Below are 12,772 nucleotides of genomic sequence, written 5' to 3' on the forward strand. Positions count from 1 at the left end.
TTTACGCTCTCAAGAGTAATCAAAATAGGTTGAAATCTAGCTTAAAAGCGAGAAAACCGGAGTAAATCGTAGGAAAATGACGAAAAATGGGTATGGTGATCCCCGTAGATAAATGAGTAAATTTACTCAGCAAATTTCTAAAGAGTCTCCGTTTAATTGATAACTTTGTGTTATCAATGCTCCGTAATGCTGGAAAATTCTAGCTTCCATGCCCATCTTCTGTCTTGTTGTAACGGCTTGACTGAGTCCTTGCACTTGTCAACGAAAGCCCAAAACTTGGCAAGCAGTTCAAACTTGGAAATAGGGTATGAAGTAAAGGTCAGTCAAACCCCTTGGGTTCACACGCCATTTCCAGGTTTAGAACCATTACCAAATTTAAATTCGGGTTTAGGGCGTTGTCGAGTGCCGCGTGTTGCACGGCACTCGACAACGCTCATGTTGCATACGCAAAGCGCGTGCAAAAATGGGCATTTCAGAGCATTTCGACCTGAGGATACCAACTCAGTAATAAAACGATTAAGTTGATCTGATTTTTCAGGAATCTGCCCCATAGAGATTGTAGCGATGGATGTAGTCCTCAACGGCTATGGGTACCAACCCAGAAATTGAAAGGCGATCGCCGCAATACCGTCGAATCAGACTGGACGATATTTCGATCGAGGGCATCGATAATAAATGCCAGCGTAGAGAAATTCCTTCTGATTTGAACAGGTGTGCGATCGCCTCAATTTGCTGAAAATCGTCTGGTTTATTCTGCACTGTTGTCGAAGAAGCAGAGCGGGGTGCAATCAGCCAGGTACATTGAGGTACTAACTCTCGATGATGTCGCCATCGGGGTAGGGTGCAGAAGGCGTCCAAGCCTAATATCCAATACCAATGGCTTTTGGAATATTGGTGCTGGAGATGCGTCAGGGTGTGGATAGCGAAGGACGGTCCTCCTGCGGAATACGCCAGCTGCTCTTCGACAGCAGAGGCATGGAAGGGAGCAAAGGGTGCGATCGCCTGTTGAACCATCTCAAGGCGATGTTCAAAAGAAACGAGAGACGTTACCCGACGATGCGGAGGTCGATAGGTGGGTACCCACAAAACTTGAGTTAGGCCGGCCTGAGTCAGGGCAGCCTGAGCGACTTGAAGATGCCCGGCATGGGGTGGATTAAACGTGCCTCCAAAAATGCCTCGGTGTTGCGGTGATACGTTATTCGGCTCTAACGGGTGAGGCAAATGATCAACAGCCATGCTCGAAGAGAGCGTTAACTTAGGTCGCCATCATTATGACAGGCTCTGTAAATCTCAGTATTTTGCCGGAAGCTGATATATTTCACTTAATTTTTTAGAAAAGTAGGTGAAAAATGCCGGATTTCTTATGCGATTAAAGGGTATCTTGATGCATTCCCTTAAAGATAGAGATTTCCTTCTAAAGAAGGATAACTCCATAGGGAAACATTGAGAATTAATAGATTCACGGTATGATTACGCGTGATATTGGTGTGGTGTGTGGTGTGTGATAAGCAAGGAGCACGGATGTTGAATCCTGTTGATCTCAGCGGGAGACCGTTCCACTTTATTGGTATTGGTGGAATTGGGATGTCCGCTCTCGCCCATGTTCTGGCGAAGCGAAATCTGCCGGTCTCTGGCTCAGATATTTGTCTGAATGACATCATGAAGCGGCTTGAAACTCAAGGCGTTCGTATTTTTTCAAGCCAGGATGCAACGAATTTCTCCACAGATGAGATGCTGTCTTCGGGCTCTCTTCCGCAAGTTATTTGTTCAACAGCAATTAATCCGAATAATGCCGAATTTTTAGCGGCTCAACGTCTGGGTTATCCGATCTATCATCGCTCAGATGTATTGGCTGCTCTGGTGCGAGAGGCTGAAGGAATTGCGATCGCAGGTACCCATGGCAAAACCACAACCAGCAGCATGGTTGGATTTTTGCTTTTAAAGGCAGGCCTTGACCCAACCATTATTGTGGGAGGTGAGGTTGCAGCCTGGGAGGGGAATGCCCATGTTGGTCAAGGCTCTCATCTCGTTGCAGAAGCTGATGAATCAGACGGCTCGCTCATCAAGTTGTTCCCCAGCATTGGCGTCATTACCAATATCGAACTTGATCACCCTGACCATTACACCAGTCTTGATCAAGTCATACAAATTTTTGAACAATTCAGCCACCAATGTGATGTAGTCATTGGTAGTTGGGATTGTCAAACCATTCGCGATCGCATTCGTCCCGCCATTACCTATAGTCTCGATCCTGCCTCTGGAGCTGACTACACCGCCGACCAAGTTGACTACCATGCTGATGGTATTACTGCTCGCATTTGGGAGCGGGGTGAAGTTCTGGGCGTATTGAACCTGCGGTTGTTGGGGCGTCACAATTTAAGCAATGCTTTAGCAGCGATCGCGGTAGGCCGAAAAGTAGGCCTTGATTTCGCTACCATCGCTGCTATCTTGCCAGAGTTTGAAGGTGCACGACGGCGATTTGAACGACGGGGAGAATACCACGGCATTCTATTCGTAGATGATTACGCTCATCACCCCAGCGAAATTCAGGTAACTTTGGCGGCAGCACGGTTGCGTGTAGACTCCCCAGATACAACCCATCAACGACTGGTGGCGGTGTTTCAACCCCATCGGTTTAGTCGAACTCAAGTTTTCTTGAATGACTTTGCGCATTCCTTCAAGGATGCTGACCTTGTTATCACCACCGATATTTACAGTGCAGGGGAAGCCAACCCCGGCACTATCAGCGGTCAGCAGTTGTTAGAGGCGATCGCTCAACACCAACCCGATGCCCACTTCTGCCCAACCCTTGAGGATGTTTTTGAGCATCTAAAGCAGGTGTTAAAACCCGGTGATCTGGTTCTATTTCTCGGTGCTGGTAATCTCAATCGCATCATTCCCGACCTGTTGACCTATTACCAAAACCTGGATTCGGGAACTTTAATGATGAGTTTGACTTAAACCGGGGCATTCTCCCCGTAATAGTCCCTTGGGAATGGCATCTCTATCGTAAAAATCAATACTTCGGAACTGAATCGTTTCCGGAGGATGGTATTACACTGAAGCTCAACTTCCTCCCTTAACCGTTGTCATTGACCCCTGAAGCCTCCTCCTACGGTTCTCACCAGACTTCTTGCAGGCGTACCCATGACTCCCCCCAAAACTACCGACCTTGAACTCCCTACCGCTCCTGCTTCCCTTTCGGTTTTGACGGAGCCTGCTCTGCGGCCCCTCTCTCAATCTTCAGCAGGGGTGCTGGGGGCTGAGCGATCGCCCGTTAAAATACCGCATTCTGATTTCACCATTCAGCCGAATGTACCGTTGGCACGCTACACCTCCTACCGCGTGGGTGGCCCTGCTGAGTGGTTCTCGATGCCGCGCAATTTGCAAGAGTTGCAAATGAGTGTGGCCTGGGCAAAAGATCACAGCATTCCTGTAACCCTTTTGGGAGCCGGGTCTAATTTATTGGTGAGCGATCGCGGTTTGCCGGGGCTGGTAATTTGTACCCGCCATCTGCGTCATATTGAGTTTGATGATAAATTGGCTCAGGTCACGGTTGCGGCCGGAGAACCCTTACCTTCCCTGGCCTGGAAAGTGGCAGAACGGGGCTGGAGTGGGATGGAATGGGCCGTTGGAATTCCCGGTAATGTAGGCGGGGCTGTGGTGATGAACGCGGGAGCGCATCGCTCCAGTACAGCCGATGTGCTTTTGCAAACTCACGTTTTGGCGTTGGATGGAGAGCAGAGCATTCTGCGGCCTGAGGAGTTGGGGTATGCCTACCGGACATCGAGTTTGCAAAAGACCCGCGATCGCCTGGTAACGCAAGCGACGTTCCAGCTACAGCCAGGTCATGATCCGGAGACGGTAATGGCGCGCACGCGCACCCACCAGGAGCACCGTCATCGTACTCAACCCTATCACATGCCCAGTTGTGGCAGCGTCTTCCGCAATCCGGGCACTCAGGCGGCGGGCTGGCTTATTGAGCAAACGGGCCTAAAAGGTTACAGCATTGGAGATGCTCAGGTGGCCCATCGCCATGCCAATTTCATCTTGAACTGTGGGCGGGCAACCGCCAGTGATATTTTGCGGCTGATTCGCCACGTTCAGACAGAGGTGGATCACCGTTGGAATTTGTTGCTGGAGCCTGAGGTCAAAGTTATCGGGGAATTTGAATTTATTTAGGAATTAGAGGGCAAGCTAAAAACGCTAAGCGATCGCTCCGATCGCGTCCTCAGCTTTTAACCCAAACCTCCCAATGGGAGTTGACTTTTATGCGTTCAGTGCATGAAAAGGCAACTTTAAATACAGACCCTATCCGGGTAAATGGGAATTACATTGGGAGAAGTGCTAAGGTTTTAGCATTCCAACAAACGCAATCACGAGCGAACAGGACATTATGACGAAAGGACAAGGATTCGGTGGCTTCGGCCTCGGCAAGATGAAGGAACTGACAGAAGCCTTCAAAAAAGCCCAACAGGTTCAAGAGGGCGCGAAGAGGCTGCAAGAAGAGCTGGAAGTCATGGAGATCACCGGCGAAGCAGGTGGTGGCATGGTGAAGGTTATCCTCACTGGAAACCAGGAACCTCGTCGCGTTGAAATTTCTCCAGATGTACTGGGTGAGGGAGCTGAAGTTCTTTCGGATCTGGTGCTGGCAGCTGCTAAAGATGCTTACAACAAGTCCACCACCACGATGCGCGAACGGATGGAAGAATTGACCGGCGGTCTAGGTCTGAACATGCCTGGCATGTAAGGTTTTTTGAGATTGATTACAGAGATTGGGGAGGGTGCGATCGCCCTCCCCAATTTTGCATATTGAATGTTTTGCAACGCTTGTAGGGGCGGGTTTTGCCGATATCTAAACCACGCAACCAGGCGCATCATTCGAACCCGCCCTCTCCATGGACCCAATCGTTGCCAAGGGCGGGTTTTGCTGGCAAGTTAATGCCACAGGCTGAGGTGATTTGCTAAACCCGCTCCTGCGGGTAATGATAGCGATCGCCCTATTAACAAATATTGAAGAAGTTGCGGAATATAGTCATTTCTAGACGTTTTTGGAACTTTTGTTGCTGCTTGTCACCCATTCCCCATGGCCCACAATTCCGAGCGTTACAGTTGAGAAATAGGGACGAACAGCAGAATTAAAGGAGTTTGCGCCGATGGGGATCGCCAGTATTAATCCGGCTACCGGAGAAACCCTGAAGGAATTTGATGCGCTGACCTCCGACGCGATCGCCCTCAAATTAGACCAGGCAGAGCGGGCCTTTCAGCAGTATCGCCACACGCCCATGGCTGATCGCGCTCGCTGGCTGAATGCCGCTGCTCAGGTCTTGAGCGATCGCAAAGAGGAATTTGGAAAACTGATGACCCTGGAGATGGGGAAACCGATTAAAGCGGCGATCGCAGAGGTGGAAAAATCCGCCTGGGTTTGCCGCTTTTATGCGGACAATGCCGCTGAGTTTTTGGCGGACGTTCCCATTGCCACCGATGCCAGCCGTAGCTTTGTGCGGTATCAACCGTTGGGAATTATCCTCGCGGTGATGCCATGGAACTTCCCCTTCTGGCAAGTGTTTCGCTTTGCCGCTCCGGCTTTAATGGCAGGGAACGTCGGGATTTTGAAGCATGCGTCAAACGTGCCGCAGTCGGCTCTGGCGATTGAAGAGGTGATTCGTCAGGCAGGGTTCCCAGACAACGTCTTTCAAACGTTATTGATTAGTGCCAATCAGGTCGAGCAAGTGGTGGCCGATGAGCGGGTGAAAGCGGCCACGCTAACGGGCAGTGAACCGGCCGGGGCCAGTCTTGCCTCCCAATGTGGCCAGCGGATCAAGAAGACCGTACTGGAATTGGGTGGTAGTGACCCCTTTGTGGTGATGGAAAGCGCGGATCTAGAAACCGCTGTAGCAACCGCGGTGACGGCGCGCATGATTAACAGTGGTCAATCTTGCATTGCGGCCAAGCGCTTTATTGTGCAGGATTCTATCTACGATACATTCCTGGAAAAACTGACGGAACGCTATCGGGCGTTAAAGGTGGGCGATCCGTTGCTGCCTGAAGTGGAGATTGGACCGTTGGCGACCCCGGCCATTTTAGAAGATTTGGATCATCAAGTGAAACTTGGGGTGGAACAGGGGGCACAGTTAATAGTAGGGGGCGATCGCTCCCAGCTCCCTACTCAGGCTGATCCCCGCCTCAAGGTTGGCACCTTTTATCCTCCCACCATCCTCAGTGAGGTGCCGATCGATGCTCCCATTGCCCAGGAGGAATTCTTTGGCCCCGTCGCCATGGTATTCCGAGTGGCTGATGTCGATGAGGCGATTCGAGTGGCCAACCATTGCCCCTTCGGGTTGGGTGCGAGTGCCTGGACTCAAGTGCCCGAGGAGGGCGATCGCCTGGTCAACGACATTGAGTCAGGCTGTGTGTTTCTCAACAGTATGGTGAAGTCCGATCCGCGCCTCCCCTTTGGTGGCATCAAGCGCTCGGGCTATGGACGAGAGCTGGGTCGGGAGGGCATCCACGAGTTCGTCAACATCAAAACCGTTTGGATTCAATAAGCCCCATCTGTTAGGAGATGGGCTTAAGGCTGCTATGTGTGCTAAGCGGCCTCAGCCTATCTCCTCGCTTCACTTCACTTTAGGGAATAGCAAGGAATTTCTATGACTGATCAAAATGCCGCCGAGCTGATGATTCGATGTCTGGAGAATGAGCAGGTTGAGTATGTATTTGGTCTCCCCGGCGAAGAAAACCTGCATGTGCTAGAAGCACTGAAAACATCCTCCGTCCAGTTCATCACGACTCGCCATGAGCAGGGGGCTGCATTTATGGCGGATGTATACGGGCGGCTAACGGGTAAAGCTGGGGTTTGTCTTTCTACCCTGGGGCCGGGGGCCACAAATTTAATGACCGGTGTAGCGGATGCCAATTTGGATCGAGCGCCCCTGGTGGCTATTACGGGCCAGGTCGGCACCGATCGTATGCACATTGAGTCACACCAGTACCTCGATCTGGTGTCGATGTTTGCCCCGGTGACGAAGTGGAACAGTCAAATTGTGCGCCCCACGAACACCCCTGAAATTGTTCGTAAGGCATTCAAAATCGCCCAGAGCGAGAAACCGGGAGCCGTCCATATTGATCTGCCCGAAAATATTGCGGCCATGCCGGCTACGGGGCAGCCTTTGCGGAAAGAGGAAATTGAGAAGGTTTACGCCTCTTTCAAGAGCATTGAACGGGCAGCCCACGCTATTTCTAATGCCGAAAATCCCCTCATTCTGGTCGGGAATGGAGCCATTCGGGGCAACGCCAGCGAGGCGCTAACGGCCTTTGCAACTGAGCTCAATATTCCTGTTGCGAATACCTTTATGGGGAAAGGGGTCATTCCTTATACGCATCCGTTGGCATTGTGGACGGTGGGTCTGCAACAGCGAGATTTTATTAATTGCGGCTTTGATCGCACAGATCTAGTCATCTGCGTTGGTTATGACCTGATCGAATATTCTCCAAAACGTTGGAATCCCAATCACGATATTCCTATCGTTCACATCAATATGTGTCCGGCAGAAATTGATAGCAGTTATATTCCGCTAGCAGAAGTGATTGGTGATATTACCGACTCTCTGAATGAAATCCTGAAGCGAGCCGATCGCTCCGGTCGTCCCGAACCTTATGCTATTGGCCTGCGCCCCGAAATTCTGGCAGATTATGAGGAACATGCCCAAGACGCTGGCTTTCCTATAAAACCGCAGAAGCTTCTTTACGATCTGCGTCAGGTAATGGGGCCAGAGGATATTGTGATTTCCGATGTAGGTGCCCACAAAATGTGGATGGCGCGACACTACCATTGCGATCGCCCCAACACTTGCATCATTTCGAATGGCTTTGCTGCCATGGGAATTGCGATACCCGGGGCGATCGCTGCGAAGCTGGTGGCTCCTAATCGCAAGGTTGTTGCGGTGACGGGCGACGGCGGTTTTATGATGAATTCCCAGGAACTTGAAACGGCCTTGCGAGTTGGAACTCCCTTTGTCACCATCATCTTCAATGATGGCGGCTATGGCCTGATTGAATGGAAGCAGCACAACCACTTTGGCTCGTCGTCTTTCATCAAGTTTGGCAATCCCGATTTTGTCAAATATGCGGAAAGTATGGGTGTGAAAGGATACCGGGTGGAATCAGCCACAGACTTTGTGCCCATACTGAAGCAAGCTCTGGCGGATGAGTGCCCTGCTATCATCGACTGCCCCGTTGATTACAGTGAGAACCTTCGTTTTAGCAAGCGTGCTGGAGATCTGAGCTGTATCACTTAATAGCAACTCGGGCTTTGTCTTAGAACAAAAAGTTCAGGACTTACGCGTTTGTGTTGTGGGTGGGGTGCGAAGCACCCCACCCACAACACAAATACACCACGTATAGTTGGCTTGTGTAAGTCCTGTTTTTGTCTGAACAGCTGTGGCGATCGCTGCATGACCTTTTCTCTATCTTCTGACCGAAGTATCTCCATAAGTGGCTTTCTATAGTGATCGCAGAGACGATCGTTGCTGTGTTCGTGAGCAGGGCGATCGCCCGAACATCCACATGGGAGACAACGCGTGGAAGAGACTGTTAAGCAGAATCAGACAACAAACCCGCAGGCGGGTGAGGTAGAACGGTGGGCTTCCCTACTGGGTGGTGGAGCCCTGGTCTTGATGGGATTGCGCGATCGCTCACTGCGCGGCGTGCTGACCGCTGTTGCTGGAGGTGGACTACTCTACCAGGGTGCGAAAGGGGATAGTGCTTTGGGCCAGATTCAAGAAGCCATTGGCTTAGATAAGGCTATTCGTGTCGAGAAGACTGTAACCATCAACCGCCCTGCCAACGAGCTCTATTCCTTCTGGCGGAATTTTGAGAATTTGCCCCACTTTATGCGGCACCTGAAGTCGGTGACCGTAACGGATGAGCACCGTTCTCACTGGGTGGCGAGTGCGCCTCTCAATGCCGAAGTGGAATGGGACGCGGAAATTATTACGGATGAGCCTAATCATCTAATTGCCTGGACATCGTTGCCTGGAGCCGATATCGAGAACTCGGGATTTGTGCGGTTTCAGCCGGCTACCGGGAATCGCGGCACCGAGGTGAAAGTGGTAATGGAATACAGCCCTCCGGGTGGTGCGGTAACCGCAGTGTTGGCCCGCCTTTTTGGGGAAGAACCCGAACTGCAGATTGGCGATGAGTTGGCTCGCTTCAAGATGCTGATGGAAGCGGGCGAAATTGCCACGAATGAAGGTCAGCCCCGAGGTGCATAAGATCCTCACTCCTTACCAAGGGGGAGTCAGATCCGACCCCCCTTAACGAGGGGACTGGGGGGATCAAAACTGATTATTTTCACAAAACACTCCAGGAGTCATTCTATGAAAGCATTGTGCTGGCATGGAGCGGGAGACGTGCGCGTCGATAACGTTCCAGATCCCAAAATTCTCAACCCCCGGGATGCCATCATCAAAATTACTTCGACGGCCATCTGTGGGTCAGATTTGCATATTTATGATGGCTACATTCCCACCATGAAATCTGGTGACATTTTGGGTCACGAGTTTATGGGGGAAGTGGTCGAGTTGGGTTCGGCTGTGAAGAATTTGAAGATTGGCGATCGCGTTGTCGTCCCCTTCACCATTTCCTGCGGCAACTGCTTCTTCTGTCAGAAAGACTTGTGGTCACTCTGCGACAATTCCAACCCGAATGCGTGGATGGCTGAGAAACTTTACGGCCATTCTCCTTCCGGTTTGTTTGGCTACTCCCACTTGCTGGGGGGCTATGCGGGAGGGCAGGCCCAATATGCCCGCGTACCCTATGCTGACATCGGGCCCATGAAAGTTCCCGATGGCATGACCGATGAGCAGGTACTTTTCCTGACGGACGTGTTTCCCACAGGTTATATGGCAGCAGACTATTGCGATATTGAGCCGGGGGATACCGTCGCCGTTTGGGGTTGTGGTCCAGTCGGTCAGTTTGCCATTCGCAGTGCCTTCATGTTTGGAGCTGAGCGGGTCATTGCGATCGATCGCATTCCTGAACGCTTAGAACTGGCAAAAGCCGGTGGTGCCGAAATCCTTAACTACGAAGAGGTGGAAACTGGCGTTGCTCTGAAGGAAATGACTGGAGGCCGTGGCCCCGACTGCTGCATTGACGCGGTAGGGATGGAAGCTCACGGTACCGGATTCATGGCCGCCTATGACGCGGTGAAGCAGACCTTCCGGATGGAAACCGATCGCGCCCTCGTTTTGCGGGAGGTGATCGTAGCCTGTCGGAAGGGGGGTAAGGTGTCCGTTCCCGGCGTGTATGGCGGCTTCATCGACAAGATGCCGATGGGAGCATTTGTGAATAAAGCCCTGACCATGCGATCGGGACAAACTCATATGCAGAAGTACATGGGCCCCTTGCTAGAACGAATTCAGAATGGTGAAATTGATCCGTCATTCATCATTACTCACACGATGCCTCTGGATGAAGCACCCCGAGGGTACAAGATCTTCCGCGACAAGCAGGAGAGCTGCATCAAAGTCGTGCTGAAACCCTGGGAAAACGCCAGCTAAATTCAAACTTTAAGTCTTTATGAAAAAGTGCGGAGCTTCGCTCCGCACTTTTTTTCGTCGCTAGGGGGTATTGGCGATCTCATCTTCAATCAAACATTCATTTTGAGCGGCTTGAAGCCATTGCTTAGAAAGCTAATGAACCGCGTATAGTGCTACGCACTCAGAATCCGTCCATCTAGTTTTTGAAAAAGCATGTGGAGCGTGGTTTTTCAAAAACTAAACCGTCTTAATCAGATGACGTAAGGCTATAAAATTTGAACGTGAAATGCAATGGCTGAGGCGGTAAATTTTTATCCCACGGCCGACAATAGAGCACGCATTGGCTGTGATGGGAGGGCCACACCTTGTATTTTTTAATTCCGGCAGCAGGTTCAGGGAAACGGATGGGCGGAGATCGTAACAAGCTGCTCATGTCTCTGCAAAATAAACCCATCATGGCCTGGACCCTAAAGGCTGCTAAAGCCGCTGAATCCATTCACTGGATTGGTATTGTGGCCCAGCCTGAGGAATGGCCTGAGTTTAAGGAAATTGTCTCAGAACTGTCTTTGAATCGAGTAGTCCGGTTTATTCCGGGTGGAAAGACGCGGCAGGAGTCGGTTTACAACGGCCTGCGCGAGTTGCCAGGAGTTGCCGAGCATGTGCTGATTCATGATGGTGCTCGTTGCCTGGTCACGCCTACTTTAATTAACCGCTGTGCTGAAGCAATTCAGACCTGTCAGGGATTAATTGCGGCTGTTCCCGTCAAGGACACGATCAAAGTCGTGAAAGCGGGTACCCATGTGATTGAAAGTACCCCCGATCGCCAGAACCTTTGGGCCGCTCAAACCCCTCAGGGCTTTGAGGTGGAAAAACTGCTGCAATGCCACGAAGAAGGGATCCGCAAGGGTTGGGAAGTTACCGATGATGCGGCTTTGTTCGAGCAATGCGGTCTGCCTGTAACCATCGTGCCGGGTGAGGAAACAAACTTGAAGGTGACAACTCCAGTGGACTTAGCGATCGCCGACTTCATTCTGCAACAGCGCCTCGATCGCAGCTAACGATGATCAAAAAGACTGAAACGTTTGTGGGAGGGGCATTGTATACAACATCCCTCCCGCAAACGTTTCAGCCTTTCACATCACAGCCTCCAGACGTTTAGCTCACACCCAGCAAGCTGGCCAACAAGGCCTTCTGTGCATGGAGCCGGTTTTCCGCTTCATCCCATACGCGAGATTGTGGCCCTTCCAGTACCGATTCAGTGATTTCCTCTTCACGGTGAGCCGGGAGGCAGTGCAGGACGATCGCTTTTGGATCTGCTACGGCTAGCAACTCATCATTAATTTGATAAGGCTGGAAGAGCGGCACGCGATCCTCGGCTTCCCCTTCCTGGCCCATGCTGGCCCACACATCGGTGTAGAGCACCTGCGCTTCCTTCGCCGCCAGCACTGGGTCTTGCGTCACGATCACCTGAGAGCGATCGCCGGCGATCGCCTGTGCTTGCGCCACAACATCAGGAAGGGGCTGATACTGGGCAGGGGAAGCAATCCGCACATTCATCCCCATCATTGCCCCTCCTAACATGAGAGAGTGGGCCATGTTATTGCCATCGCCTACGTAAGTTAGAGTTAGTCCTTCCAGGGAGGGGCCGAACTCCTCCTGGATGGTCAGCAAATCTGCGAGGACCTGACAGGGGTGCTCTAGATCCGTCAGCGCGTTGATGACTGGAATTTTTGCATAGTGGGCGAACATCTCCACCTCTGCCTGCTCAAACGTACGGATGGCGAGTACATCCACATAGCGATCGAGCACACGGGCAGTGTCTTGAGTCGGTTCGCCTCGGCTGACCTGGGTCAAGCTGGTGTTCAGGTCAATAACCTGACCGCCCATCTGGAACATGGCCACCGAAAAACTAACTCGGGTACGGGTGGATGCTTTTTTAAACAACAGCCCTAAAACTTTTTCACACCGCACAACGGTTCGCCCCGATTTCATGTCTGCGGCCAGGGCCAAAACCCGCCGAATTTCTTCAGCGCTGAAGTCGGTCATTCTCAAAAAATCGCGCCCACGCAGCGTTGCCATGCTCATGCAGGATGCCCCGTCTGAAATGAAGTAAGACTAAAAACTAGCAAGTTTTGGGGCTAGAAACAATCAAATTTGAAGGCAATGTCTATCCAGAAGTTGCATAGGGTCTATTTCAGATTTGTGAGTGTGGCAGATGAAGCCCGTTGCACCTA

General features: G+C 51.4%; 10 protein-coding genes. 8 read left to right on the forward strand and 2 right to left on the reverse strand.

Translation table 11 applies throughout. The features are described from left to right. Nucleotides 1-534: 534 nt before the first annotated feature. Nucleotides 535-1,236, reverse strand: a complete 702-nt coding sequence (gene nadD / locus NDI52_RS01645) for a nicotinate (nicotinamide) nucleotide adenylyltransferase (protein WP_190774081.1) — start codon at nt 1,234-1,236, stop codon at nt 535-537. Nucleotides 1,237-1,521: 285 nt separating this feature from the next. On the opposite strand from nadD, the gene murC reads away from it, so the two are divergent. From murC to ispD, 8 genes are all read left to right on the forward strand, one after another. Beyond that, complete coding sequence (murC, locus tag NDI52_RS01650) at nt 1,522-2,961, forward strand: UDP-N-acetylmuramate--L-alanine ligase (RefSeq protein WP_190774082.1); 1,440 nt, start codon at nt 1,522-1,524, stop codon at nt 2,959-2,961. Between the two features lie 186 nt (nt 2,962-3,147). Beyond that, entirely contained in the window at nt 3,148-4,182 is a 1,035-nt protein-coding gene (gene murB, locus NDI52_RS01655; RefSeq protein WP_190774083.1) for a UDP-N-acetylmuramate dehydrogenase, read from the forward strand. A 214-nt stretch (nt 4,183-4,396) separates the two neighbouring features. After that, nucleotides 4,397-4,750, forward strand: a complete 354-nt coding sequence (locus tag NDI52_RS01660; RefSeq protein ID WP_190774084.1) for a YbaB/EbfC family nucleoid-associated protein — start codon at nt 4,397-4,399, stop codon at nt 4,748-4,750. A gap of 406 nt (nt 4,751-5,156) precedes the next feature. Continuing rightward, a complete protein-coding gene (locus NDI52_RS01665; protein WP_190774085.1) occupies nt 5,157-6,548 on the forward strand; it encodes an NAD-dependent succinate-semialdehyde dehydrogenase in 1,392 nt (463 codons plus the stop codon). 102 nt (nt 6,549-6,650) lie between these two features. Further along, nucleotides 6,651-8,297: an acetolactate synthase large subunit gene (locus NDI52_RS01670; RefSeq protein ID WP_190774086.1), complete on the forward strand. Its 1,647-nt coding sequence runs from the start codon at nt 6,651-6,653 to the stop codon at nt 8,295-8,297. Between the two features lie 282 nt (nt 8,298-8,579). After that, nucleotides 8,580-9,272: an SRPBCC family protein gene (locus NDI52_RS01675; RefSeq protein WP_347280093.1), complete on the forward strand. Its 693-nt coding sequence runs from the start codon at nt 8,580-8,582 to the stop codon at nt 9,270-9,272. Between the two features lie 105 nt (nt 9,273-9,377). Continuing rightward, the gene (locus tag NDI52_RS01680) at nt 9,378-10,559 is read left to right on the forward strand and encodes a zinc-dependent alcohol dehydrogenase (protein WP_190774087.1); all 1,182 of its coding nucleotides are present in this window, start codon (nt 9,378-9,380) and stop codon (nt 10,557-10,559) included. Between the two features lie 344 nt (nt 10,560-10,903). After that, nucleotides 10,904-11,596 carry a 2-C-methyl-D-erythritol 4-phosphate cytidylyltransferase gene (gene ispD, locus NDI52_RS01685; RefSeq protein WP_190774088.1) on the forward strand — a complete coding sequence of 231 codons (693 nt, stop codon included), beginning with the start codon at nt 10,904-10,906 and terminating at the stop codon, nt 11,594-11,596. 97 nt (nt 11,597-11,693) lie between these two features. Here ispD and argF read toward each other — a convergent pair whose 3' ends face one another. Next, nucleotides 11,694-12,617, reverse strand: coding sequence for an ornithine carbamoyltransferase (gene argF, locus NDI52_RS01690; RefSeq protein WP_190774114.1), 924 nt, complete (start codon nt 12,615-12,617; stop codon nt 11,694-11,696). Nucleotides 12,618-12,772 lie beyond the last annotated feature (155 nt).

It is taken from the genome of Leptolyngbya sp. PL-A3, assembly GCF_039962325.1.
GTDB lineage: Bacteria > Cyanobacteriota > Cyanobacteriia > Elainellales > Elainellaceae > Vacuolonema.